We start from the raw sequence: 24,530 nt of genomic DNA, 5'->3' as shown, positions 1-24,530 counted from the left end.
AAGTGTGTTAGCCCCTTTAAATACAATACGTATAGTATCAAAAGAATCAATGCTCATCTTATAACTTAAAACGCTAAACCAATCAAAACCTAAACATTTATTATATTGGCAGATCAATTTTAATAGCAATGCTTGAACTGTACGATCTGCATAACTTAATGGTAATTGATATTGAAACCGTACCCCAGTACAGTTCACATGATCAGGTACCCGAACATCTGCAGAAGCTCTGGGAACTGAAGAGTCAAAACCTACGCAAAGATGAAAGCGCCGAGAGCTTTTATAAAAGTGCGGGTATCTGGGCTGAGTTTGGTAAGATCATTTGTATATCAGTAGGCATATTTACCGGTGGTAAAGATACCGGCTTAAGAATAAAATCATTTGCCGGTCATACTGAAAAAGACCTGCTCACTGAATTTTCAGCGCTATTGTTCGGTCAATCACCAAACCTGGTTTTATGTGCTCATAACGGTAAAGAATTTGATTTTCCTTACATCTGCCGCAGATTGCTGATCAATGGTCTGCCGTTTCCACCCCAGTTACAAATAGCCGGTAAGAAACCATGGGAAGTTGTTCATATTGATACTATGGAGCTTTGGAAATTTGGCGATTATAAAAACTATACTTCACTCAACCTGCTTACCGCTATTTTTGATATCCCCACTCCAAAAGACGACATTGATGGCAGTATGGTTGGCGATGTTTATTGGAACCTGAACCAGCTTGACCGCATATGTACTTATTGCCAGAAAGATGTAGTAGCTACAGCGCAATTATTGAGGCGTTATCGTGGTGAAGAATTGATAAAAGATGAATTGATTACCATAATAGGTCAATAAATGCTGCAGGTAAACGATCTTTCTGTTAGTTTTAAAACAGCCAATGGCTTATTCAAAGCAGTAAAAAACATCTCATTCAGCCTAAAAAAAGGTGAAACTATTGGTATTGTGGGCGAGTCCGGGTCGGGAAAATCGGTAACATCGCTGGCACTGATGCGTTTGCTGAATACCGATCAAACTGTAGTTAACGGTGAAGTATTACTAAACGATACCCGGTTGTTTGACTTACCAGAAGCTGATATGCGCCACATCAGGGGTAATCGTATGGCCATGATCTTCCAGGAACCCATGACCTCGCTTAACCCGGTGCTTACCTGCGGCTTTCAGCTTACCGAAGCTATAAAACTACACCTGGGGTTGAGTAATGCAGAAGCTAAACAGAAAACCATCGAACTGTTTAATGAAGTGCAACTTCCGCGACCTGAAGCCATATTTGACAGCTATCCGCATCAAATATCCGGCGGACAAAAGCAAAGGGTAATGATAGCCATGGCCCTTTCCTGCAACCCCGAAATACTGATAGCTGATGAGCCAACAACGGCACTTGATGTGACAGTTCAAAAAGCCATTATCGACCTGTTGCTGAATCTTAAAAGTACACGCTGCCGCAGCCTCATATTTATATCGCATGATCTGGGTGTGATTAGAGAAATTGCCGATCGGGTTTTGGTGATGTACAAAGGGCAAATTGTGGAAGAAGCTAACGTAAACGATCTGTTTAACAATCCCCAACATGCTTATACCAAGGGTTTGCTGGCTTGCAGGCCATCACCCGATCAGCATTTGAAAAAATTGCCGGTCATCGCCGATTTTTTTGATGCTGATGGTTCCCCGGATACCCAATCGACAACTATCGAAAGCATCCGCGCAAAATACAGTTATGCCGAAACAGAGGTTGCTGATCGTAAAAAAACACTCTATCAGCAGCAACCTTTATTAAAAATTGATAAACTTTCTACCTGGTTCCCTATCAATCCGGGGTTACTGGGGCCATCTGGTCAGGTGGTAAAGGCGGTAAATAATGTGAGCCTGGAGGTGTATCCAGGCGAAACACTTGGGCTGGTTGGTGAATCCGGTTGTGGTAAAACCACCCTTGGCCGAACTATTTTGCGCCTTATTGAGCCTACTCATGGTACAGTAAGTTTTGAAGGGACGGATCTCAGCAGTTTAAAAAGAGATGCCTTACGCGAGATCCGCAGAGATATCCAGATTATTTTTCAGGATCCTTACTCCTCCTTAAATCCACGGTTAACCGTTGGGCAGTCCTTAATGGAACCTTTACAAGTGCACCGGTTTTATAGTAACGACACTAAACGTAAACAAAGAGTGCTGGAGTTACTGCAACGAGTAAATCTCTTGCCCGAACATTTTAACCGCTATCCACATGAGTTTTCAGGTGGCCAAAGGCAGCGTATCGTTATAGCCCGTGCGCTGGCCCTGCAACCCAAATTTATTATCTGCGATGAATCGGTATCCGCGCTGGATGTATCTGTACAGGCACAGGTGCTTAACCTGATCCGTGAGCTTCAGGAAGAATTTAAGCTTACCTACATTTTTATTTCGCATGATCTGGCCGTTATCAAACATATATCTGATCGAATGGTGGTGATGAACAAAGGCGAGATCGTTGAAACCGGTTACCCAGACGATATATATTACCGTCCACAACAGGATTATACCAAACGGTTGATAGCATCCATTCCGCAAGGGTGATTTTTTTGAGTAAAGATTTTTAGAGTAAAGAACAAGGACAGGAAGAACAAAGAAAAAGATCCTTGCTCCTTGTTCCCTAAATCCTTATTTCCCCCCCATCTCCTAATGTCCAAATTCCGTATCTTTGACCAAATACTTATGTATGTCTAAAAAGAAAAATAACTCTTCTATAGTTCAGGTGCTCACCCAAATGGTGCTTGACATATTTGAACAAAACGGTAATACACCGTTAAACTATAAACAAGTTTCTGCTAAACTAAACGTTCGTGATCCGGAAGCACGCGAGATCATATTTGATATATTAAAAGACGAAGCCAAAAAATCGGTATTAAAAGAGCTTTCGCCCGGCAAATTTCAATTGCTGGAGTTAAAAACATTTGTTGAAGGTAAAGTTGATCTTACCAATGATGGCTCTGCTTTTATTGTTACTGATGATGAATTTGAAAGCGATATTTTCATCGCTCCCCGTAAACTGCGCAACGCCTTAAATGGCGACCGTGTTAAGGTATACGTATATGCCAAAAGCAAAGGTAAACGTAAAGAGGGTGAGGTAATTGAGATCATCCAACGGGCTAAAATGGAGTTTACCGGTATCGTAAAGCTATCGGAGCGCTTCGCGTTTTTTATTCCTGATGATCGTAAAATGATGCATGACATCTTTATCCCCATCAGCGAACTGAACGGAGCTAAGAATGGAATAAAAGCGGTTGCTGAAATTACCGACTGGCCAACCGACGCTAAAAACCCTATAGGCCGCATCAAACATGTGCTGGGTGCTCAGGGCGAAAATGATACGGAAATGAATGCCATATTGGCTGAGTATGGTTTCCCTCTTTCTTTTCCTGCCGAAGTGGAACATGAAGCAGAAGCGATCTCGGATGTTATCTCAGAACATGAAATATCCAAACGACGCGACTTTAGAAATATCACTACATTCACCATCGACCCTTTTGATGCCAAGGATTTTGATGATGCTTTGTCATTCAAAAAATTGGATAATGGCAATTATGAAGTAGGCGTTCACATTGCTGACGTATCCCATTACATAGCCCCTGATTCTGCCTTAGATAAAGAAGCGCTGGAACGTGCAACCTCAGTTTACCTGGTCGACCGGGTAATACCCATGCTGCCCGAACGTTTATCAAACGGGCTATGCTCGTTACGGCCCAAAGAAGAAAAACTATGCTTTTCGGCTGTATTTGAGCTGGACGAAAATGCCTATATCATTAATGAATGGTATGGTAAAACTATCATTTATTCAGACAGGCGTTTCACCTATGAGGAAGTACAGGAAGTAATAGAAAACAAAGCGGGCGACTTTGTAGAGGAGATTTTAAAACTCAACGCATTGGCTTACAAATTACGTGAGCGCAAATTCAAGAATGGGGCTATCAGTTTTGAAGCTACCGAAATTAAATTTAAGCTGGATGAGCATGGCAAACCAACCGGCGTTTATGTAAAGGAACGTAAAGATGCCCATAAACTTATCGAAGATTTTATGCTCCTGGCTAACCGCAAAGTAGCCGAATATGTAAGCAAACTGGGTAAAGGCAAGCATAAATATACTTTTGTATACCGTGCACACGACTCACCTAAACCCGATGCCTTGGCTAATTTTGCGCAGTTTGCCGCGCGTTTTGGTTACAAGGTAAATACCAAATCAGATAAGGAAACGGCTAAATCACTTAACTTCCTGATGGAAGATGTGGAGGGCAAAAAAGAGCAAAACGTGCTTACCCAATTGGCCATCAGGTCAATGGCTAAGGCTATTTATACCACCAAAACCAGCAGTCATTACGGACTGGCCTTTGATCATTATACGCATTTCACCTCGCCTATCCGCCGCTACCCTGACGTGATGGTGCACCGGCTTTTGTTTCATTATTTGCACGGCGGTCAATCGGCCAATGCCGAGCATTATGAAAAGCTATGTTCCCACAGTTCGCAAATGGAGAAAAAAGCTGCCGATGCGGAACGCGCCTCCATAAAATACAAACAGGCAGAATATTTGAAAGATCAGGTTGGCAATATGTTTACCGGTATCATATCGGGTGTTACGGAATGGGGTATGTATGTAGAGATCATCGAGAATAAGTGCGAGGGTATGATCCGCTTACGCGATATATCTGATGATTTTTATACGCTGGATGAGAAAAACTACGCCATTATCGGTCAGCGTAAAAAGAAGATCTACCAACTGGGAGATGAGGTACAGATCAGGGTGAAGAATGTTGACCTTACCAAAAAACAAATTGACTTTTCATTAGTACAAGATTAGTTCATCCGTTCGTTAGTTAACTGGTTCATTGGTGGTTTGTTCAATATCTATCCACTATAAAATACAGTTGGCTAATGAACTAATGAACCTGTGAACCAAATAAAGAATGAAGCAACTTACAGATCTGCAGGTGTTGATAAGCGAGGCTATTGATAAACTCGCCTTCCCCCAGCAACCTGCCGACTTATATGAACCTATAAGTTATATACTGGCTCTTGGCGGTAAACGCCTCAGACCAGCACTTTTACTCATGGCCTGCGATCTTTTTGATGGCGATGTGGAGAGTGCAGTACAACCGGCGCTTGCTATAGAGGTTTTCCATAACTTCACGCTGATGCATGATGACATCATGGATAACGCTCCTCTACGCCGCGGCCAGGTAACAGTACATGAAAAATGGAATGCCAATGTAGCCATACTTTCAGGGGATGCCATGATGGTGGAGTCGAACAAGCTGATAATGCGGGTTCCTGATGCTATTTTACGCCAGGTAATGGATGTTTTTAATGAAACCGCCACCGGTGTATGCGAGGGCCAGCAGATTGATATGAGCTTTGAACAGCGCGGCAATGTGATTATTGATGAATACCTGAATATGATACGCCTTAAAACCGCTGTATTATTAGGTGGCACACTTAAAATAGGTGCCATTATAGGGGGTGCAAAACTGGCAGATGCACAATTACTATATGATTTTGGAGTGAATCTGGGTATTGCATTCCAACTGCAGGATGATATACTGGATGTGTATGGTGATCCCGATAAATTTGGGAAACAGGTGGGCGGCGATATTATCTCCAATAAAAAAACGTACCTGCTTATCAAAGCTCTTGAACTGGCCAAAGATCACCGGGCTCAGGAGCTGAACAACTGGCTCACCATGCAACTGTTTGATGTGCCAGAGAAAGTAACCGCCGTTACTGGTATCTACAATGAGCTACAGATAAGAAAATACGCCGAAGAAGCCATGCACACTTATGCCGACAAGGCATTTAAGGCCCTGGATAACATTAACCTGCCTGAAGAGCGTCGCCAATACCTGCGCCAGTTTGCCGATAGCTTATTGGTAAGGGAGTTTTAATTTAATTTGATCACCACTTTGAGTCATACCGAATTTATTTCGGCACCCCATCAATAAGGTGAACAGCAATCGGGTTAACTTGTTCTATGTGATCCTGAAACAAGTTCAGGATCACAGGAAATTCATCTCAAAAGGCCCGGATCAAATTGATCGGGGCTTTTTATATCAGGATTCCGGTACAGGGTTTTTCATATTCATAGTTGCGCCCGCACTTGCTATAATGATCAGTGCTACTGCTATCCATTCATTTAAAGAAAGGTATTCGTGAAGAAAAATAAGACCTGAAAACGCTGCAACAGCGGGTTCAAGGCTCATTAAGATACTGAATGTTTTTGCAGGAATCCTCCGCAAAGCACTCATCTCCAGCGTAAAAGGTATTGCACTCGAAAGTAAGGCTAACAGAAAGCCAGACAGCAACATGCCGGGCCTGAAATGGCTTAATAATCCATTCCCTATAGCTACCGGTAATACTACCGCAGAAGCGAAGACCATACCAATGCTCACGGCTTTACCACCATCCAGTATTTTGGAGATGCGTCCGCCCAGGACAATGTAGCCTGCCCACAATGCACCGGCAAGTAAGGCCAGAAGAACACCAATAACATCCAACCCATTATTACTCCATGGCGCTATCAGGGCTATCCCTGCCGCTGCCAGGGTCACCCATAAAAAGTCTATGCCTCGTTTAGAGCCGGTCAAGGCGAGTGCCAGCGGCCCTATGAACTCCAGGGCAACACCTAACGCAAGCGGTATACGGGCTATAGCCATGTAAAAAATGATATTCATCGCTCCTAACGTTAAACCATACCAGGCTACAGCTTTCCATTGCGCATTGGACAGGCTTTTTAAATTGGGTCGATTAAAAACAACCAGGATGATAGCAGAAAAAACAATCCTTAATGCTGAAGTGGAAGCAGCACCCAACACCGGGAAGATACCCTTGGCAATTGCCGCCCCACCCTGCACACTTATAATAGATAATAATACAGCCGGTACAGCAGGGATTTCGAATCCCTTTTTATTCTTCATTTAAAGATGTTTAGTGATAAAAATAAAAGTTTTAACCAGCACCGGTGTCAAGTCTGTGTAAGTTCCCGATCAAAAAACCCTGAAGTCAATAATCTCAGCAGACTAACGGGCAATGAAACAATGCGGGTTATCTCGCGATAGCATAAAAAAAGCCCTGATCAAGTTGATCAGGGCTTTTTTGTATCTGTTTAGCTTAGCTAATTACTCAGCTGCCGCTTCTTCAGTTGCTTCTGTATCAGCTTTCTTTGCTTTTGGAGCCGCTGCTTTTTTTGCTTTTGGAGCTGCTTCAGTAGCTTCAACTTCAGCTACTGGTGCTTCAACTGCTTTCTTTTCCGCTTTTGCTTTTGGTGCAGGGGCTGCAACTTCAGCTACAGGTGCTGCTTCAACCGGAACTACAGAAACGTATGAACGGTTATCGGCTTTTTTTCTGAACACTACGTGTCCATCAGCTAATGCAAATAAAGTATGATCTTTACCAATACCTACGTTAACGCCAGGATTGTGTTTGGTACCACGCTGACGTACGATGATGTTACCTGCAATTGCTGGCTGACCACCGAATATTTTGATACCTAAACGTTTGCTATGCGACTCACGGCCGTTTCTGGAACTACCGGCCCCTTTTTTGTGTGCCATTTCTTAATATTTTTATGGAATCGATAAACAACCCCAGGTTTAAACTTTAATTATAATGTAATACCAGTGATCTCGATCTTGGTAAATTGCTGACGGTGACCGTTTTTCTTTTTGTAACCTTTTCTTCTTTTCTTTTTGAAGATAATTACTTTATCACCTTTTAAATGAGACACGATCTTAGCCGATACTTTAGCGCCTTTCAAATCAGAACCTAATTTGAATTTACCTTCGTTTTCTGCTAACAATACACTGTCAAATTCAATACTAGCGCCCTCATCGCCTTGTAATCTGTGTACAAAGATCTGCTGGTCTTTTGCAACTTTGAATTGCTGTCCGGCTATACTTACTATTGCGTACATGTTTGTTAATTATTGTTTTAAAATTCGAGGTGCAAATATAGGGATTGATTATTAAATAAACAACACCTTATTTACTTATTACATTGTTTTTTTAATGCTTCCGTATATTCTTTAACAATTGGCTGGCCACCCTGCTTCATACATTCGTTATAAAACCTCCAGGCATTTGTACAATCCTTTCGCAAAAAGTAACAAACGGAGAGCTTATAAGTCGTATTCATATTAGCAGCATCAATACCGTATGATGTTGTTAAAAGTTTAATTGCCGTATTCAGCTTTTCCTGACTCCCATCCTTTTGAGAGTCTACAAAGTAGATAGTGGCTTTATCTGTTAAAATCACCGAACTTTTGGGATTCATAGCCAAACCTTTATCATATTGTGCGATAGCGGCCTTGCTGTCATTAAAAGAACTATAAACAGCGCCAAATCCCCAATAGATATTTTCATTTTTAGGATCAAGTAAATAAGCCTGATTAAAACGATACATAGCTGTTTTGATATCCCCCTGGTATAAATAGGAAAAACCAAGTTTAATCAGTTGATCAGAAGCTTTCCGATGTGTGCCATTTTGTTTAAGTTCGGTGTCAATTAACCGCTGATCGGCTTCGATTTGCCCTGCTATTTTAGGCACATGCCCGTACTCAGGGAGTAGCCTTATATTATCCTTTGATTCCTTTTTCCACTCCTCATAACTTATTTGCTGAGCAAAGCCACACACGTATGTAAATGAGAGTAAGAAGGCTAAAAGATATTTCATCATCATTTCTTTAATCTTTCCTCAGCGGTATATAAACTTTGCTGAATTTCTTTGATCAGTGTTTTGTTGGCATCAATCAACCGGATGTCGCCTTCGAAGCCGCTATCGTACACTACACGCTTGCTTTTTTTCTTGTATTTAAACTCGATAATATAGCGTATCGACTTGTTTTTGCCCTTTGTGCTATCAGCCAGTTCTTTTACCGGGAAATCCCAGAAACCCAGGTCGGCAGCCTTATGATGCAAATAAAGCAAGTCATCGTTGGTTAAACGCAAGTGCATTTTCACTAAAGAGTCTTGCTTATTTACATATTGATAATCGCCTGTTTTGGAGTCATATTTATTGATCAGGCTATCTACAGGACCGAACTGAATCGACATCGATTCAAAATCAGAGAAACGATACGGCGCGTTTTTGATCATCATGCCATAATAATAAAAGCAGTAGGCCAAAAACGGCACTATAATAGTAAGCGCGAAAAATATTTTCTTGGAACGATCAGACATGAATTTAATTATTGAATTACTGAATTATTGAGTTATTGAATTGTTTGGAATCTTTACTTTGATACTGTTTTTCTTGATGCAGATGCAATTTTAAGAATTTGATTTGCTTCATCTATTAAAACCGCCAAGTCGGCTTGTGTAACTATTTTGGCCTCTATTAATACTTCCATCCAAAAAACTGACTCATCTGCTTCTTCAACTACGATGGAAAGCTTTGAATGAAATTCAGCTTGTGATCTAGCTCTACACGCAGCCCGGTAATTAGCGCCAACAGAGGACGAAGATCGTAATAATTGTCGTCCAATGATCTTAGCTTCTTCAGTTTTAGGTAATGTTTTAAAAAAATTAATATTGTCTACCACGAATTTTTTGGTGCGACTTTTAAATGCCTCCGCAAATTCAATCCTTTCGTTATTTGCCATGCGATACTTTTAAAAATCAATAATTCCTTTTTTAAATCAATAATTCGATAATTCAGTAATTCAATAATTAATTATCTAATTCCCCTTCCCATTTACTTACTACCGCGGCCGCCATGGCATTGCCCAAAACGTTGGTCGCCGACCGGCCCATGTCTAATAATGGGTCGATACCTATCAGTAAAAACAAACCAGCTTCGGGAATATTGAACATGGATAGTGTGGCGGCAATAACTACTAATGATGCTCTTGGAACCCCGGCTACGCCTTTGCTGGTTAACATGAGCACGAGCAGCATAGATAACTGGTGACCAAAAGATAGATGAATATCGTATGATTGTGCCAGAAACAGGGAAGCAAAAGTCATATACATCATGGAGCCATCCAGATTGAACGAGTAACCCAAAGGCAATACAAAACTTACAATTTTATTACTGCAGCCAAAGTTCTCCAGTTCCAGCAATACTTTAGGATAAGCAGCCTCACTGGTTGATGTACTGAAAGCTATCAGCATAGCATCTTTTATGCGGCCTATTAATTTAAACACAGGCTTTTTTAATACGATGAAGCCAACCATAATAATGATCAGCCAAAGCATGAACAACGAAAAATAAAACTCGCTTATAAAAATCCCATAGGTTGATAATACGCCCAGACCCTGCTTGGCTATCACCGCTGTGATAGCTCCAAAAACAGCCAATGGGGCTACTTTCATTACATAGCCTGTAATTTTTAATATCACATGAGCTATGGCATCCATGGCTTTGATCACGATTTTTCCCTGCTCGCCAATGGCAGCTGTCGCTACACCAAAAAACATGGCAAACACTACTATCTGTAAGATCTCATTATTGGCCATGGCCTCAAAAATACTTCTGGGGAAAACGTGGCCTACAAATTCAATAAACGACAAGGTCGTTTTCTTGATACCCGTACTTAAATGACTATCCGGCAATGGCAGGTGCATGGCTTTACCTGGTTGAAACAGGTTAACTAACAACATACCTAATAACAAGGAAACCAGCGTAGCGCTGATAAACCATAACATGGTTTTGCCTCCAATGCGTCCCACCGCTTTGATATCGCCTACTTTGGCCACTCCTACTACCAATGTGGTAAAAACCAGAGGCGCCACAATCATCTTGATGAGCCTTAGAAATATTTCGCTTAAAATGGAAAAGCCTTCCAGTTTATCCTCGCGGATGGAATTGTTATCTTTACTGATCTTTAATTGTTGTACTTTTTGTGCCTGTAGCGCGATGTGCCCGGCAGCAGTAGTATCGTTTAATAAAACCAATTTGGTGTTAATGGTTTTAATATTAGCATCGGCTGTATTAATTTTTACGTTGATGGCATTAATTACGCTTACATTGTAAATGTAGCCGGTTATTACACCCAATACAAGGGCGATAAAGATGTAAAGTGTCAGGTTATTTTTTGGCATAAAACTTATTGCAGGGCGCTAAACTACAAAAATTAATAATTTTAAAAGCAGTTCGGTTGGTATCAAGTAGCCAGTATCAAGTATCAAGATCTAATAAAGGCTGATCGCCGTCTTAGTTTTACGTCCTTATAATCAAAGTCTTGATACTTGATACCAGCTACTTGATACTAAAATAAACTAACTTGATACCAAACGATTATGAGTATTACCACATACGGTTTACAGCATATAAAAAAAGAAACTCAACACTTGTCGCATGAGCAGTTATCGGAGTTATTACTCCGACTGGCACGCTATAAAAAGGAGAATAAGGAGTTGCTGGCTTACTTATTATTTGAGGCCTATGACGAAGCTGCTTTTGTTGAAAAAGTAAAGGGCGAAGCCGGTTTTATGTTCAGTCAGTTATCGGCTCTGAGCTACCATGCAGCAAAAGGCATGCGTAAAATTTTAAGGTTGCTGAGCAAATACACTAAATTTGCAGGCTCAAAAGAAGTGGAGATTGAATTGTTGCTGAATTTTTGTGTTAACTACCTGGAATATGCCGACAGACGTACCACTTACAAACCCATCAGGCTGATATTAACCCGGCAGGTTGAAAAGATACGCGGATTGATAGGAAAGCTGCATGAGGACCTGCAGTTTGATTACCTGGAGAGTTATAATACCCTGCTTGATGATGCCGAAAAAAAGCTGGTTTGGTTTAAAAAGAATGATTATCAGTTGTAACATATAGCCTTTACATTAATCTAACAATAAAATCTATTAACGCGTGGCCAACAAAGAAGCAGCATTCAAGCAAATATATGAAGCTAATTCTAAAAAGATATTCCATTTATGTTATGGTTACACCGGCGACGATGATGCCGCGAACGACCTGCTACAGGAAACTTTTTTAAAAGTTTGGCAAAATTTAGAGAAGTTTCGCAACCAGGCCATGATTTCAACCTGGATATACCGCATTGCTGTAAACACTTGTTTAACCTATTTACGATCAGAAAAAAGACAGGCTAAAGATGAGCTAACCCCTCAGATAGCCGAAACTAAAAGAGAAGAACTATCGGATAAAAACGAGCAGGTAGCTTTGCTGTACAAGTGTATTTCAAAGCTGGAGGAGTCGGAAAGAATTATAATAACTATGGTGCTTGATGAAGTACCGTACCCCGAAATAGCTGATATTTCGGGCATATCAGAAGGAAACCTGAGAGTGAAGATTTATCGTATAAAACAAAAATTAACAGAATTATTTAACCAGTATGAAAGACTTTGATCATCTGATGTCGGTTTGGCAGGGACAGCCAAAACCAGATCAACTTTCAGTGGATGATGTGCTGAAACAGGTAAAGAAGGGGATCCGAAGCATAACTACCAAGTTATACTGGACCATTGTGGCCATGGTGGCTATAGCAGCGTTTGCATTTATTGTCACCTTTTTCCTGGCCTTTAAATCGTGGATTACTACCGTGGGTATTCTGATAGTGCTGGTCACTATGCTCATGTACCTGTCGCTTGTAGTAAGACACTACCATATTTTGAGTAAGCGCGATGCAACTCAAAATCCCTCGGAGTACCTTGACAGCCTGAAGGCCTACCAAAAAACAAGAACAAAAATCATCGGCTGGTTCTACTATATCTACATACTACTCATCAGCGCCGGCCTCGCACTCTACTTTGCCGAAGTATTATCAACCTCCTCCCTCCTTTTTAAACTCATCACTTACGGTTCCATAATTATCTGGTTTTTATTTACCACTTTTTATTTAAAACCGCGTATGTTTAAAAATGAGGAAGAGAAGCTTAACCTGATGATCGATCGGCTGGTGAGGCTAAAGGAACAATTTGATTAAGCTCTTATTAATTTGATGACGGACCAAAATATTATTATACAAAAAGCCACCATAGCTGATGCTGAGACACTGTTAGCCTTCGGCAGAAAAACTTTTTTTGATTTCTTTGCCCATCTGAACACGCCCGAAAACATGGAGGCTTATGCTGCAAATGCTTTTACCCTGCCACGGATACAGGCCGAATTGCTCAATCCCGGTTCGCACTTTTATTTTGCGATGCTTAACGGGCATATTACCGGATATATGAAAATAAACCTCGATGCCGCCCAAACCGAGCTACAGGACGGCAAGGCCCTTGAAGTAGAGCGCATTTATGTTTTGGCCGAATATCATGGCAAAAAGATAGGTCATGAATTATTGAACTTCGCCTTTCAAATGGCAAAGGATAAGGACCTGCAATACGTTTGGCTGGGTGTTTGGGAACATAATCAAAAAGCCTTAAGCTTTTATGAAAAACACGGCTTTAAAGTATTTGGCAGTCACCCTTTTATGTTAGGAAGCGACAAGCAAACCGACCTGCTCATGAAGAAAGAACTATAGCCTTATCTTTGATTGACCAGCGAAAACATCACCTGCTCCCTTAACTGCCTGCTTATAGGCACCTGGTGATGATTGATGTGGAGCATATTACCCTCAATAGCCGTAATTTTTTGAGTAGCCACAATAAACGATTTATGGGTTTGTAAAAAACCATATTTAGGTAGTTTCTCCAATAAGGCTTTTAATGTACTATGGGTAATGATCCTTCGGCCCGGGAAATGTATTTCCACATAATTTTCCATTCCTTTGATGTACAATACGTCACTAAATACCACTTTCTCTAATTTGCCTTCGCTTTTCACAAACAGGTAATCCGCTTCTTTGAGATTATTGTTACGCAGTTCGAAATAATCTTTGGCCTTGAAAGCCGCTTTCATAAACCGTTCAAATGGTATTGGTTTGAGTAAATAGTCCAGCACATCCAGATCAAATCCATCCGTAGCATACTCTTTAAAAGCCGTAGTGAAGATCACCTTCGGGGGATCGGGTAAGGACTTGATAAAGTCAACGCCGCTTAGGTGCGGCATTTGTATATCCAAAAACAAAAGATCAACCGGCTGCCGGGCTAAAACGGCACTCAACTCCATGGCATCCTCGCATTGGGCTTTTAAATCAAAAAAGCCCGCCTTTTTTACGTATCCCTCTAATCCTTTCCGGGCAAAGGGCTCATCATCGGTAATAATACAGCTTATCTGGCTCATGTTCTAAAATTCTAATTCTAATTGTGCAACATAGCTACCGGCTTCGCCACCAGCTATCAGGCGGTGTTTACCCGGATAAAGCAATTCTAAACGTCTTTTTAAGTTTTCGTGTCCTATACCGCTGTAATTATCCGCTATCTTCATGGTTGCCGGCACATCATTATATACTTTAAATAACATTCCTTTTTCATTGATATTGGCCGAAATATCAATTCTATAATCACCGCCAATATACTTAAAGGCGTTTTCAACCAGCGGAAGCAAAAGTAAAGGATATACCTGCTGATCGGCAAGATTTTCGTCAAAAACCACCTTTAAACGCATTTTCTGGCTGGCCCTTATCTTTTGAAGCTGGATATAGTCTTGAAGATATTCAAGTTCCTGCTTTATGGATACTTGTTGCTGCTGATCATAAAGCTGGTAACGCAACAAGCTCGAAAGCAGCTCGGTACTTTTTTTAGCACCAGCCACGTCTTCATCCATCTGAAAATAAATGGTATTAAGCGCGTTGAACAAAAAATGCGGATGGTATTGTGCTTTCAAAAACTTCAGTTCGGTTTCCAGGTGATCATTGGTTAGTTTTTCCAGTTGCATCTTATTATTTACATAGGCTTTTAACCAGGTGTTAGTACGTGTTATTCCATAATAAATAATGGCATATAGTGTAGGTATCAGATTAATATCTACCGCATCTGCCCATGAAAGACCGTCATCAGTAAAAGCAGCCATAGGAGTAAATATCAGGTTTATCAGTACCAGATTGGCTATTACAAAAATGAACAGTTCCCTCACCAGGCCTTTATAGCTTAACTTAACAGTTCCTTTTTTATCAAAATAACGAAACAGCCATTTAAAAAGAGCGATGCCCAGATACCCTACTAATATACTCAGGCTTATCTCCAGCGTGTTCAGAGCCCAGGAACGTTTCCAGAACTCTATGTCAATCACAATATCATTCAGCACTCTGATCGTAAAATATATCAGCAGACCATATAATGCGGGGAAAATATATCTCCGGAAAAATTTCATAAGGTTAAGTTATAAATTTCAGGCAGAAAGTGTTACAACGGGGCTTATTTCTTCTGTAGGGGCCTCTATCACAGGTTTGGGTTTATCCTTAGGTTTCATACCGAACAGGAACCGGGTTAAAGCGTAAGGACGCACCAGTAAATGATAAATCAGTACCGTTACAAAAAAAGTTATACCAACGGTATAAATATATTTGGACAGGATGCTTTCATTTTGCACCTGTACAATATAATACACCACCAAAACAATCGCCGTTTGATGCAGTATATAAAATGGGTACACTGTCTGGTTCAGATAGTTTAGCGCAACGTGTTTCCGGTTCAGATAATGTTTGCCATAGCCTACCAGCGCCAACACCCATCCCCAGGCGATGGTTGGCCGCAGGGCAACAAATAGGATATTAAATATGTTGTCGTGGAACGGCCATGCAGCATGATCGGGTTCTATTTTATTCCATCTCATTATCTCCCACATCATCAAACTCAGAAAACCAATGGTTAGTGCAAAACGCCGGTTCCGTTCCAGGCTATCCATTAATTGAGGCTGGGCAATACATATAAAACCTGCTAAAACAAAAAACAGCCAGTAAACAAAATAGCAGTCATCGTGTATCAGGTCATTAGTTTCAGGGAATTTTACGGATAGCAGTGCATACCAAACAATACCGGGCAGCATCAGCAAATAGATCCATTTCCCCTGAGCTAAAACAGCAAGCTTTTGTTTAAATAAATCATTTTTTGGTGATATCATCCAGGCAAATACAGGAGCAAACACCAGATCGTAAATAAACAGGTAAGCAATAAACCACAAGTGGTGCCAACTGAAACTACCCTTTGGATATGGTACAAAATTAAATACACTCGGATACCAATCTAAAAAACTGCCTTTGTAACCATGCGCCAACCGCTCCATATAGATCTGCGGCGGAACGATAATGAACATGCCTACCAACAGCGGAATAAACAAGCGGCGAAAACGTAAACCGATGAAGCTTAAAGTAGAACGCCGCTGCATCATATAAAAGCTTACCGTACCGGATATAAAAAAGAGCAGCGGCATCCGGAAGAGGTGTAAAAAATGATTCGACTCCATCAGGAGGTTGCTGGTTTCGGCGTTTTTGATATGCCAGTCATCCTCGGCAACAAAAGGCATGGCCGAATGAAAAAATAATACCCCTGCAATGGACAATATCCTTAACCAATCCAGATAAGTTTGACGTTGTGTGGTTTCCATCATGTTTTCTTTTTTATTCAAAAGAACACTCCTTATCTAACCTAATGAAATCAGTTTGACCAATGGTGTTTGCCCTTTGACCAATGGTAAAAAACGCCGGGATATCCCGTTATTCAACGTTGATTCCGAACTCCAATTCGGGTAAAACTACTCACCACATCACGTGTAAATACTAAACTGATTCATGTATCGCGTATCTAATTTTACATCAGCCTAAGGGTATTAATATTTTATAATAATACACCTGTGAGCGAATGCCTGCCCTAACAGCATCCCTGTCGCTTCAGTACCAATTAGTAATAAGCAGTGGAGTAAGCCGAAAATCCGAACCAAGAGTAAGCTCAATTAAAACCTATAGCTATGATAATTGCAATGCAAGGTAACTGGACAGTTACCGTAAAATCAAAAAATGCTTCTTTTCCGCAGCGTTTTGTGGTACAGGGAGCTACATCAGCCAACGGCAGTCATCCGGGCACACCCGGAACATCTGTTTTTGTAACCGGGAATCAATGGTCAATTGCCATTCAAAATGATCCGGGTACAGGGTTTCAGGCATCAGAAACCAAACTCACCTTTCCGCACCAGGTGGGAAGCAATTATGTGTTTGATATACAATCAAACGATGCCGGCGGAGATACCGATTTTAACGATCTGGTGCTCACCTGTTCATCACCGGTAAATATTAACGATTTTATTATTTACGGCAACGTAACGCTTTACAGCGGCTCGTGCATTTTTAATCCCTGCCGCAGGTTCCCTTATGTGATCGATACTTATCCAGGTTTATTACAGGCATTAAAGAACCCGCTGCTCAAGGATTATATCAATAAGTATTATCCTGAGCGCATACCAGGCCCTGTTAACCCGCCCGATCCGGCGCCATACTTTAAGCCTATAGTTTTTGACCTCACCAACGAGGCCACACAGCCCAACACAGCATTGCAATACACACGCAGTGCACCTGTGGAAACAAAAAGGAATCTGAAAGCGGCAGACGAAACAGTTTCTGCATTTGCTGCAAGTAATTTCCAATTGGTCTCTTCTACCCCTGCTGTAGCTTCGAAACAAATATTGGCACAGTCGGCAGAAAACATTTCACTGGCTAAAAATATCGGTGGCTTGTACCGGTATTGCTTAAGCGGGCCTGGTTCTAATTTAACCCTCACCTTTGAGGAGTACGACCGTACCGGTTCCGAATTGCTCGGCGGTGCGTATACCGGAACCGGAGACAGGCGTTTGCTTGGCGATACCATTACCGATATGAACGGGAATTATATTTTCCGTTTTAGTTTTGATATGACCTTCCCTGGTTTGGAAGATACTCAGGATGTTGCACCTGGCGAAGATATCAACACCGTGTTGTATCCGGATGTTATCGTAAAAGTAACAGGTTATTCGCCTTACCAGGTGCTGTTTGAAAGCGCACCTTACTATAATATTCAAAACCTCAGAAGAATTGACCTGTGCTTGCCAGAATCTACCGTACACGTTTCATCAGCCTGCTTTAATGGTAATCTCATCGGCAGCCTGGGCAATGTTTTCATTGGCGGCAACCAGAACACCTTAGCTTCAACGTCAGCCGCCTCATTACGTCGTTACGGCGATTCTAATTACCTGGAATCAAACGGGGTAATATCGGTTAACAGTTCGCTTGCCGGTTTTCATGTAGAATGCGCGGCATGGAACGGCACTATCGATATGCGCGGCTGCATGTATGATGCTACCAAAAGCGCTGTTGATAACAAGATCAGGTGGTACACTATCCGTGTTAACCGGGCAGGAACTTCGGGATGGACTTATGTAAGTCAGAATTATAAACACCCTAAATTCTCTAAACGCAATCTGCCCAATTATATCGGCGACGATGTGGGGCCTTTTTATCCGGCTGCAGGCGGCACCTTAAATGGTCTGGTTCCGGCTTATATGAATATTCAACGGCAAATATTTGTAGATGGCATTGATTGGGAATTTTCCAACTTCGACAGATATATGCAGCTGAACACCGCGCTTTATGATGTGATAGCAGGCATAACCACCCCAGGTACATTTTATGTACGGGTAGATGGCTATGATGCCGCGGGCACTCATGTAAGCAACGCCACCGACCTCATCGCGCTGTATATCCATAACCGTGGACTTCAGTTCCAGATGACCGGCGCCGTATTGAACGATCCTGCTATTGTAAGCGGTGGCTGCGGATTGTACCGCTTAACCGATGCACAGTTGAAAACGCCTATGGTATTTTCATTTGAAGCCAATGATCCTTATGGTTTTGTGGATACTTACAGCTTAAACATGACCAGATGCCCTGAAACAGCGCTTGATCTGAATGCCAACATTGAGGGCGATTTTACTATTACCGGATCGCACACGTTTCCGGGAGGATCAAATCCGTCAAATGTTCATGACGCTTGCCCTGGTTACAAAGGCACACAGGACGATTACAGCAATCCTGGCCTGGTGAGCGCACAAGTACAACCACGACCTGTTGGCGATGGCTGGATTAAAACGGGTGAATACTTTACCATTTATTCCTTTGGTTTAACTGCCAGTCAGCGCGTTACCAATGGGTATAACACCGGTAATTCGGGCCCGTACAATGCCTATTCACAAATTATGATGGAGCGTCTTAATCCATGATGAGTGTTAACATCACCGGTTTTATAATTTGCACGCTGGCCATTTGGCGCATCTCGCATTTATTTTCACAGGAAGATGGGCCATTTGATATCGTGATCAAATTCAGAAAGCTTTTCGGGCAGGGTTTCTTCGGAAACCTGCTCGATTGCTTTTATTGCCTCAGCATGTGGGTTGCCATCCCTTTTGCCGCTCTTTTGTGTAACCAATGGCTACAGGGAATTATCACTTGGCTGGCACTCTCGGGAGCGGCCTGCCTGCTATTTAAATTAACTGATAAAAAAGAAGAATAACATGAATTGCTGCGGAAAAAAAAGACAGGCCTGGCTTATGGAAGAAAAAGCCGCTAAAAGCCAATCAGTTGTGGAGGTACATGCTCAAAAAGCACCTACAGATCAGCCCACCCGCTGGTTCGAGTACTTGGGTAATAATCAACTAACCATAAAAGGTATTGGCACCGGAACACCATACCATTTCAAATTCAAAGGCGACAAACTACCCGTTGACTACCGCGATTCCTTCGCCTTTATGGCCGAAAGAGAACTAAGGATCACAAACGGAGAATAGTTTTTTGGGAGTAAGGATTTTTGGAGCAAGGAGTAAGGATTGTTTTTTGAAGAAAATTATCATCTTCTACACACATTGTCATGGTTCCTAAAATCCTTGTTCTTTATTCCCAAATCTTTGCTCTTAAAATCCTTACTCCCAAAAATCTTTGCTCCTTGCTCCCAAAATCCTCACCCCCTCATAAACGGGTTAAAATTGCGTGTGCCTATTTCCATACCGGCGGCGCGGCAAACGGTTTTATCGCCAAATTTAAAATTGATCTTGTCCATGGCCTGGTAAAGCCTGATCTGTTCTTCATTATCCTCAAATAAATTGATCTGATAACTGCCGGTACAAAGGTCGCTCAGCCTTACACCTATCAGTCTGATAGGCCGGTGCTGGTTCCACGCTTTTTTGAGTAGGTTTTTAACCCCGGGGATCAGGATATGCTCGGCCGCGGTAAGCGGTATTTTCTGTTGCTGGGTATGGGTTTCAAAATTGGCATACCGGATCTTGATGGCCATGCAGGACGAAAGTTTATTCTCCCGGCGTAGTTTACCCGATAACTCTTCGGTCATGGATACCAATATATTTTCCAATGTACGTGGGTCATTCACGTTGCTGAAAAAAGTATGCTCTGTTGATATCGATTTACGATCACTATGCGGAACCACTTCGCTGGGGTCGATACCATGGGCCTTTTCCCATAAATATTTACCGGCCTTACCAAAAATGGCCTCCAGAAAACGAACGTTGGTTTTTTGCAGATCGCCGATCCTTTCAATGCCATATTGATACATTTTCTGGCAGGTACTCTCTCCCAAACCTGGTATTTTACTAATAGACAATGGCGCTAAAAAAGCCAGTTCCTCGCCATGTTTAATATATAGCTGTCCATTTGGTTTGGCCTGGTTGGTAGCCATTTTGGCTACCGTTTTGCCCGATGCCATACCAAAGGAAATAGGCAGTCCGGTTTCGCGAATCACTTTCTGACGCAGGTTGGAGGCTATCTGGTAACAATCATGAAAACGCTCCATACCCGTTAAATCTATATAAAACTCATCAACAGATGTTTTTTGATAAAGTGGCACCGAGTCGTGGATGATCTGGGTAACCTCGCGCGAGGCCTCTGAATAGCGGCCATGGCTGCCATGAAGCACAATAGCATGCGGACAAAGCTTAACTGCCTGTCGGGTGGGCATAGCCGAGTGTACACCGTAGGCACGCGCCTCATAGCTGCATGATGATACTACTCCCCTGTCAACCGAGCCGCCAATGATCACCGCCTTACCTATCAGGCTGGGGTCAAACTTGCGCTCAACCGATACAAAAAAGGAATCAAGGTCGATATGCACAATATGCCGCTTAACATCCATGCACAAATATGAAAATAAATTTAGTATTTTACTAAAAATATTAGCATTTTTGTTTCATCAAAACCAGCAGCCATGTACATGTATGAAGACTATTTATTCCTGCTTTCGCCTCCTGAAGCCATTAAGCAGGAAATTGCCCGGTACAAAAAAGCCTCGGCTAAATTAATTGGCAATTATAAAAGTATAAATTCACCGGCGCACATTTCTGTCCATCACCTGGAGCGACAGAAACCTTTTATGGCCGAAACCAATTTGAACCGGATAGAGAAAAGCCTGAATGAACTGCCGCCAGTTTTATTACATGTAGATGGGTTTAAATTTTTTCAGCATCTGCATAACCGGATGACCATTTACGCTCATATCAGGATTACCCCCGCTGTAGACGAATGGTTTACACAGATCAAAAGAGTACTCAAAATCCGCAAAACCATCGTTCCGCATATAACCGTTACCCGTGATGTTGCCGGACCTGATTTTGAACGCTTGTGGCCAAATTTTCGACATAAAAAGCTGGTGGAACCATTTTGGGTAAATGAACTCATTATGCTAAAACGCGAAACATTTGCGTACGAGCCGCAATGGCAGCATTTTAAGATTTTTGAATTCAAGAACAAAAAAGCGATGGCCAATACCGCGGAGGCTATCCTTCACAAACAGGCAGCAGCCGATAATTATATTCAGGACCAGATCAACCTATTTTAAACAGACAGCTTCACCTAATCCTCTCCAAAAGAGAGGACTTTAAATCATATTTTTAGAACCCTCTCCAAACTAACCAATATCGCTTTCCTTCTCCTTTGGAGAAGGTGGCTGAAAGCCGGATGAGGCTGAGAGGCAGGGTAAGGCCATATTTTAAACCAACGTCATGAACAACAAAGATTATCTTACCGTTATTTCCGCGCCGGAGCACGTGGATAAAAAGGTTGGCTCGTTTAAACAGGAATGCGTAAAACGCATTGGAAAATTTCCGGGGATGTATGCAAAGGCGCATATTACTATCGAATCATTCAGGGATGAGGTGCATCAGCTTACACTAAAACCGCTGTTGCTTACGCCTTTTTATGAAATGGTAGGCTTTAAGGTCAGAACCATACCACAGCATAAACTCCGGATCAATGGGTTCGATTTTTTTAAGCACGGCCCCAATTTCAGAACGATATATGCCCGGGTAGATCTGGATAAAACCACCGAAGACTGGTTTAACCAGGTTAAAGGCGCCTTAAGAATGAAAACCCGGAGAATTACGCCGCACCTCACCATTGCCCGGAATATACCGGTAGCCTCGTTTAATAAATTATGGCCTTATTTTCAGGAAATGGAATACCGGGATACCTTTTTGGCTGATTGCCTAACCATACTGGAAAAGGAAGTCGATAACAAAAACGACCACTATAAAGTGCATAAAACGATCCCTTTTAGCAAAAACCCACTGGCTGCTTAATCCGCATTTATACCAATTGATACCACAATGATAGCTAATTACCTAAACGATAATCAATTATCTTTTTTAACAATTTATTAACCATAAACAAACCTTTTTCTATATTTGCGCCGGGGTAAGTCTTTTACGGCCAGCTCCTCTTGAACTCCCCCAGGGTGGGAACACAGCAAGGGTAGAGAGTTGAGCGGCGCGATAAAAGTAGCTTACCCTTTTTTATGCCTTTATTTTTGGTTGAGCCACCTGCACACCGTCGATTGACGAATATAGAACACCGGATGACCAATATCGAATAACGAAATTTACTTCGGCATCCACATCTACCAAAATTAAACCGGCTGTCATCCTGAGCGCAGCGAAGGATCTTCTTCAATATGCCTGATGTACAACTGATGCTTCAACCGTTCCGCATGACAAAAGATATTTAGCCAAACACAAAACTGTCATCTCGAACGAGGTACGAGGAGAGATCTTTTACGCAGGATATGTCGATTTAGTTAAATAAGTGGTACGGTGATAACACCGACCACAGGCTAAATAATTACTGGCATTAAGCCATCAATCCTCACTAACTATATTAACCCTGTCATCTCGAACGAGGCACGAGGAGAGATCTTTTACGAGGGATATGTCGATTTAGTTAAATAAATGGTACGGTGATAACACCAACCACAGGCTAAATAACGAAATTTACTTCGGCATCAACCACAACTAAACCACTTGTCATCCTGAGGGACGAAGGATCTTCTTCAATATATCCGTCATAGAACAAACGCTTTACTCCGTAACTGTTATATAGTATATTTGCTTATCAAATGACTATAACCTAAACAATCACTTATTTTAAAATATGCCCATACATACCGTTGATAAGATGGCCGGACGATACGAAGTTTCAAAAGGCTTTAAAAAAGATGATCTAATACCATTGATTAGCGCTTCTGATACTTCCGTGATCCAGTTCTCTTCACCCCTTGCTGAACAAGAGATCGATACATTAGAAGAGTTTGTCTTTTCCAAACGGCCAGATATTGCTTTAAGAGTTTATGCTCATTATACGGGCGAATGCGATTTAAGCTTCCTCAAAAGATTACCTTCTTTAAGAAAATTTTTGGCAGATTGCCTGGGAAATGCCAAAGGTATTGAAGCTGTAACCGAGCTTAAGAACCTTGAAACCTTAGGCGTAGGTATATTTGAATTAAACAACTTCGATTTTCTAAACGAAATTAATCCTAACCTTAAACAGCTTTACCTACATCAAACCCGGTCTAAGAAACCCAGTATCGATGCAATTGCACGGTTTGTTCAACTTGAGGAGCTTTACCTCGAAGCACAATCAAAAGGTATAGAATCGATCAGCAGCTTGAGTAGATTGCAAAAAATAACATTGCGGTCTATATCAACAGCCAATATTAACTACCTGAGCTCATTAGAACAGCTATGGTCGGTAGATGTAAAGTTAGGAGGAATTAAAGATTTTGATGCCTTAAAGCTGCTTCCCAATTTAAAATATCTGGAACTATGGCAAGTAAGAGAATTATCAGATATTTCATTTATTTCTGATCTTACATCTTTGCAAAACCTATTTATGCAGTCGCTACCAAACGTAAAAGAATTTCCCAATTTGGATAAAGCACATAAACTAAGACGGATTTATCTTGAAAATCTGAAAGGGTTAAAAAAATTGAATGCTTTGAAGACTGCCCCATCATTAACTGAATTTATATATGTAATGGCGCAGAACCAAGAGCCAGAAAATTTATTACCTGTATTGGAAAATAAAGAAGTTAAAAGTGTATTTTGCATGTTTGGTAGCGAAAAGAAAAACAATCGTTTTAAAGAGCTTGCGGATAACTTTAGCAAAAGCCAATACAAATATCAGAAGTTTTTATATCAATGATGTTCTCAGGTTTTCACTAAACATGAATCAGAGCCATGGAACAGATGCTTCAACCGCTCAGCATGACAAGAGGCATTTAGCTAAATGAAAACTGTCATCTCGAACAAGGCACGAGGAGAGATCTTCTGTGAGAAATATACCAGTCGTATAAGATTCAGCCTGTGGGCGGTGTTATCACCGTACCATACCAAATTTGATAAAAGCGTCATATAAAACTAACATAA

Annotated in this window: 25 protein-coding genes and 1 other RNA gene; 15 read left to right on the top strand and 11 right to left on the bottom strand. The window is 41.5% G+C overall.

Annotated elements, in window-relative coordinates; genetic code table 11:
• Nucleotides 1–128: 128 nt before the first annotated feature.
• The 4 genes from ACNURT_RS13940 to ACNURT_RS13925 all read left to right on the top strand — a co-directional run bounded on the left by ACNURT_RS13940 (nt 129) and on the right by ACNURT_RS13925 (nt 5,911).
• On the top strand, nt 129–839 hold the full coding sequence (locus ACNURT_RS13940) for a 3'-5' exonuclease (protein ID WP_370995659.1): 711 nt from the start codon (nt 129–131) through the stop codon (nt 837–839).
• Complete coding sequence (locus ACNURT_RS13935) at nt 840–2,552, top strand: ABC transporter ATP-binding protein (RefSeq protein ID WP_419698185.1); 1,713 nt, start codon at nt 840–842, stop codon at nt 2,550–2,552.
• 142 nt (nt 2,553–2,694) lie between these two features.
• Nucleotides 2,695–4,830, top strand: coding sequence for a ribonuclease R (gene rnr, locus ACNURT_RS13930; RefSeq protein WP_370995661.1), 2,136 nt, complete (start codon nt 2,695–2,697; stop codon nt 4,828–4,830).
• 106 nt (nt 4,831–4,936) lie between these two features.
• Nucleotides 4,937–5,911 carry a polyprenyl synthetase family protein gene (locus ACNURT_RS13925; protein WP_419698184.1) on the top strand — a complete coding sequence of 325 codons (975 nt, stop codon included), beginning with the start codon at nt 4,937–4,939 and terminating at the stop codon, nt 5,909–5,911.
• A gap of 165 nt (nt 5,912–6,076) precedes the next feature.
• Here the strand turns inward: ACNURT_RS13925 and ACNURT_RS13920 are convergent, their stop codons facing one another.
• The 7 genes from ACNURT_RS13920 to ACNURT_RS13890 all read right to left on the bottom strand — a co-directional run bounded on the left by ACNURT_RS13920 (nt 6,077) and on the right by ACNURT_RS13890 (nt 11,062).
• Nucleotides 6,077–6,940, bottom strand: coding sequence for an EamA family transporter (locus ACNURT_RS13920; protein ID WP_419698183.1), 864 nt, complete (start codon nt 6,938–6,940; stop codon nt 6,077–6,079).
• A 201-nt stretch (nt 6,941–7,141) separates the two neighbouring features.
• A complete protein-coding gene (gene rpmA / locus ACNURT_RS13915; RefSeq protein WP_419698182.1) occupies nt 7,142–7,576 on the bottom strand; it encodes a 50S ribosomal protein L27 in 435 nt (144 codons plus the stop codon).
• Nucleotides 7,577–7,626: 50 nt separating this feature from the next.
• Complete coding sequence (rplU, locus tag ACNURT_RS13910; protein ID WP_090467954.1) at nt 7,627–7,935, bottom strand: 50S ribosomal protein L21; 309 nt, start codon at nt 7,933–7,935, stop codon at nt 7,627–7,629.
• A gap of 71 nt (nt 7,936–8,006) precedes the next feature.
• Entirely contained in the window at nt 8,007–8,699 is a 693-nt protein-coding gene (locus ACNURT_RS13905; protein ID WP_419698181.1) for a tetratricopeptide repeat protein, read from the bottom strand.
• Nucleotides 8,696–9,199: a hypothetical protein gene (locus ACNURT_RS13900; protein ID WP_419698180.1), complete on the bottom strand. Its 504-nt coding sequence runs from the start codon at nt 9,197–9,199 to the stop codon at nt 8,696–8,698. The genes ACNURT_RS13905 and ACNURT_RS13900 overlap by 4 nt, the downstream gene beginning before the upstream one ends.
• A gap of 53 nt (nt 9,200–9,252) precedes the next feature.
• Entirely contained in the window at nt 9,253–9,621 is a 369-nt protein-coding gene (locus ACNURT_RS13895; protein WP_419698179.1) for a four helix bundle protein, read from the bottom strand.
• 67 nt (nt 9,622–9,688) lie between these two features.
• Nucleotides 9,689–11,062: a dicarboxylate/amino acid:cation symporter gene (locus ACNURT_RS13890; protein ID WP_419698178.1), complete on the bottom strand. Its 1,374-nt coding sequence runs from the start codon at nt 11,060–11,062 to the stop codon at nt 9,689–9,691.
• 198 nt (nt 11,063–11,260) lie between these two features.
• Here ACNURT_RS13890 and ACNURT_RS13885 point away from each other — a divergent pair, with 198 nt between their 5' ends.
• The 4 genes from ACNURT_RS13885 to ACNURT_RS13870 are packed head-to-tail and all read left to right on the top strand — an operon-like array spanning nt 11,261 to nt 13,446.
• Nucleotides 11,261–11,788 carry a hypothetical protein gene (locus ACNURT_RS13885; RefSeq protein WP_419698177.1) on the top strand — a complete coding sequence of 176 codons (528 nt, stop codon included), beginning with the start codon at nt 11,261–11,263 and terminating at the stop codon, nt 11,786–11,788.
• 43 nt (nt 11,789–11,831) lie between these two features.
• On the top strand, nt 11,832–12,329 hold the full coding sequence (locus tag ACNURT_RS13880) for an RNA polymerase sigma factor (protein ID WP_166086900.1): 498 nt from the start codon (nt 11,832–11,834) through the stop codon (nt 12,327–12,329).
• On the top strand, nt 12,316–12,906 hold the full coding sequence (locus ACNURT_RS13875; protein WP_076373348.1) for a hypothetical protein: 591 nt from the start codon (nt 12,316–12,318) through the stop codon (nt 12,904–12,906). The genes ACNURT_RS13880 and ACNURT_RS13875 overlap by 14 nt, the downstream gene beginning before the upstream one ends.
• A gap of 15 nt (nt 12,907–12,921) precedes the next feature.
• The gene (locus ACNURT_RS13870) at nt 12,922–13,446 is read left to right on the top strand and encodes a GNAT family N-acetyltransferase (protein ID WP_419698176.1); all 525 of its coding nucleotides are present in this window, start codon (nt 12,922–12,924) and stop codon (nt 13,444–13,446) included.
• A 2-nt stretch (nt 13,447–13,448) separates the two neighbouring features.
• Here the strand turns inward: ACNURT_RS13870 and ACNURT_RS13865 are convergent, their stop codons facing one another.
• From ACNURT_RS13865 to ACNURT_RS13855, 3 genes are read right to left on the bottom strand one after another with little or no spacing between them, the layout of a single operon-like run.
• A complete protein-coding gene (locus ACNURT_RS13865) occupies nt 13,449–14,147 on the bottom strand; it encodes a LytR/AlgR family response regulator transcription factor (RefSeq protein WP_419698175.1) in 699 nt (232 codons plus the stop codon).
• 3 nt (nt 14,148–14,150) lie between these two features.
• Nucleotides 14,151–15,176: a sensor histidine kinase gene (locus tag ACNURT_RS13860; RefSeq protein ID WP_419698174.1), complete on the bottom strand. Its 1,026-nt coding sequence runs from the start codon at nt 15,174–15,176 to the stop codon at nt 14,151–14,153.
• Nucleotides 15,177–15,194: 18 nt separating this feature from the next.
• A complete protein-coding gene (locus tag ACNURT_RS13855; protein ID WP_419698173.1) occupies nt 15,195–16,412 on the bottom strand; it encodes an acyltransferase family protein in 1,218 nt (405 codons plus the stop codon).
• A 357-nt stretch (nt 16,413–16,769) separates the two neighbouring features.
• Between ACNURT_RS13855 and ACNURT_RS13850 the strand changes: the two genes are divergently transcribed.
• Genes ACNURT_RS13850 through ACNURT_RS13840 form a run of 3 tightly spaced genes read left to right on the top strand, consistent with a single transcriptional unit; the run spans nt 16,770 to nt 19,613 of the window.
• Nucleotides 16,770–19,049, top strand: a complete 2,280-nt coding sequence (locus ACNURT_RS13850) for a hypothetical protein (RefSeq protein ID WP_419698172.1) — start codon at nt 16,770–16,772, stop codon at nt 19,047–19,049.
• The gene (locus ACNURT_RS13845) at nt 19,046–19,339 is read left to right on the top strand and encodes a DUF1360 domain-containing protein (RefSeq protein WP_419698171.1); all 294 of its coding nucleotides are present in this window, start codon (nt 19,046–19,048) and stop codon (nt 19,337–19,339) included. The genes ACNURT_RS13850 and ACNURT_RS13845 overlap by 4 nt, the downstream gene beginning before the upstream one ends.
• Before the next feature lies 1 nt (nt 19,340).
• Nucleotides 19,341–19,613, top strand: a complete 273-nt coding sequence (locus ACNURT_RS13840; RefSeq protein WP_419698170.1) for a hypothetical protein — start codon at nt 19,341–19,343, stop codon at nt 19,611–19,613.
• Between the two features lie 170 nt (nt 19,614–19,783).
• Here ACNURT_RS13840 and dinB read toward each other — a convergent pair whose 3' ends face one another.
• Nucleotides 19,784–20,968 (bottom strand): DNA polymerase IV, encoded by a 1,185-nt coding sequence (gene dinB / locus ACNURT_RS13835; protein ID WP_419698169.1) that lies wholly within the window; start codon nt 20,966–20,968, stop codon nt 19,784–19,786.
• A gap of 72 nt (nt 20,969–21,040) precedes the next feature.
• Between dinB and ACNURT_RS13830 the strand changes: the two genes are divergently transcribed.
• The 4 genes from ACNURT_RS13830 to ACNURT_RS13815 all read left to right on the top strand — a co-directional run bounded on the left by ACNURT_RS13830 (nt 21,041) and on the right by ACNURT_RS13815 (nt 24,306).
• Complete coding sequence (locus ACNURT_RS13830) at nt 21,041–21,670, top strand: 2'-5' RNA ligase family protein (protein ID WP_419698168.1); 630 nt, start codon at nt 21,041–21,043, stop codon at nt 21,668–21,670.
• A gap of 163 nt (nt 21,671–21,833) precedes the next feature.
• Entirely contained in the window at nt 21,834–22,409 is a 576-nt protein-coding gene (locus ACNURT_RS13825) for a 2'-5' RNA ligase family protein (RefSeq protein ID WP_419698167.1), read from the top strand.
• Nucleotides 22,410–22,522: 113 nt separating this feature from the next.
• An RNA gene (gene ffs / locus ACNURT_RS13820) (signal recognition particle sRNA small type) lies at nt 22,523–22,621 on the top strand.
• A gap of 635 nt (nt 22,622–23,256) precedes the next feature.
• Nucleotides 23,257–24,306, top strand: a complete 1,050-nt coding sequence (locus ACNURT_RS13815) for a hypothetical protein (protein WP_419698166.1) — start codon at nt 23,257–23,259, stop codon at nt 24,304–24,306.
• Nucleotides 24,307–24,530 lie beyond the last annotated feature (224 nt).

Source organism: Mucilaginibacter sp. NFX135 (assembly GCF_048565145.1).
GTDB lineage: Bacteria > Bacteroidota > Bacteroidia > Sphingobacteriales > Sphingobacteriaceae > Mucilaginibacter.
The sequence above is the reverse complement of the archived record's forward strand: the minus strand, read 5'-3'. Positions and strand labels throughout refer to the sequence as shown.

Coding starts and splice junctions, on each gene's coding strand:
- ACNURT_RS13940 (WP_370995659.1), top strand. CDS start 129: ATGCTTGAACTGTACGATCTGCATAACTTAATGGTAATTGATATTGAA.
- ACNURT_RS13855 (WP_419698173.1), bottom strand. CDS start 16,412: ATGATGGAAACCACACAACGTCAAACTTATCTGGATTGGTTAAGGATA.
- ACNURT_RS13865 (WP_419698175.1), bottom strand. CDS start 14,147: ATGAGCCAGATAAGCTGTATTATTACCGATGATGAGCCCTTTGCCCGG.
- ACNURT_RS13890 (WP_419698178.1), bottom strand. CDS start 11,062: ATGCCAAAAAATAACCTGACACTTTACATCTTTATCGCCCTTGTATTG.
- ACNURT_RS13845 (WP_419698171.1), top strand. CDS start 19,046: ATGATGAGTGTTAACATCACCGGTTTTATAATTTGCACGCTGGCCATT.
- rplU (WP_090467954.1), bottom strand. CDS start 7,935: ATGTACGCAATAGTAAGTATAGCCGGACAGCAATTCAAAGTTGCAAAA.
- dinB (WP_419698169.1), bottom strand. CDS start 20,968: ATGGATGTTAAGCGGCATATTGTGCATATCGACCTTGATTCCTTTTTT.
- ACNURT_RS13860 (WP_419698174.1), bottom strand. CDS start 15,176: ATGAAATTTTTCCGGAGATATATTTTCCCCGCATTATATGGTCTGCTG.
- ACNURT_RS13885 (WP_419698177.1), top strand. CDS start 11,261: ATGAGTATTACCACATACGGTTTACAGCATATAAAAAAAGAAACTCAA.
- rpmA (WP_419698182.1), bottom strand. CDS start 7,576: ATGGCACACAAAAAAGGGGCCGGTAGTTCCAGAAACGGCCGTGAGTCG.
- ACNURT_RS13905 (WP_419698181.1), bottom strand. CDS start 8,699: ATGATGATGAAATATCTTTTAGCCTTCTTACTCTCATTTACATACGTG.
- ACNURT_RS13925 (WP_419698184.1), top strand. CDS start 4,937: ATGAAGCAACTTACAGATCTGCAGGTGTTGATAAGCGAGGCTATTGAT.
- ACNURT_RS13920 (WP_419698183.1), bottom strand. CDS start 6,940: ATGAAGAATAAAAAGGGATTCGAAATCCCTGCTGTACCGGCTGTATTA.
- ACNURT_RS13935 (WP_419698185.1), top strand. CDS start 840: ATGCTGCAGGTAAACGATCTTTCTGTTAGTTTTAAAACAGCCAATGGC.
- ACNURT_RS13830 (WP_419698168.1), top strand. CDS start 21,041: ATGTACATGTATGAAGACTATTTATTCCTGCTTTCGCCTCCTGAAGCC.
- rnr (WP_370995661.1), top strand. CDS start 2,695: ATGTCTAAAAAGAAAAATAACTCTTCTATAGTTCAGGTGCTCACCCAA.
- ACNURT_RS13840 (WP_419698170.1), top strand. CDS start 19,341: ATGAATTGCTGCGGAAAAAAAAGACAGGCCTGGCTTATGGAAGAAAAA.
- ACNURT_RS13870 (WP_419698176.1), top strand. CDS start 12,922: ATGACGGACCAAAATATTATTATACAAAAAGCCACCATAGCTGATGCT.
- ACNURT_RS13825 (WP_419698167.1), top strand. CDS start 21,834: ATGAACAACAAAGATTATCTTACCGTTATTTCCGCGCCGGAGCACGTG.
- ACNURT_RS13895 (WP_419698179.1), bottom strand. CDS start 9,621: ATGGCAAATAACGAAAGGATTGAATTTGCGGAGGCATTTAAAAGTCGC.
- ACNURT_RS13875 (WP_076373348.1), top strand. CDS start 12,316: ATGAAAGACTTTGATCATCTGATGTCGGTTTGGCAGGGACAGCCAAAA.
- ACNURT_RS13900 (WP_419698180.1), bottom strand. CDS start 9,199: ATGTCTGATCGTTCCAAGAAAATATTTTTCGCGCTTACTATTATAGTG.
- ACNURT_RS13850 (WP_419698172.1), top strand. CDS start 16,770: ATGATAATTGCAATGCAAGGTAACTGGACAGTTACCGTAAAATCAAAA.
- ACNURT_RS13815 (WP_419698166.1), top strand. CDS start 23,257: ATGCCCATACATACCGTTGATAAGATGGCCGGACGATACGAAGTTTCA.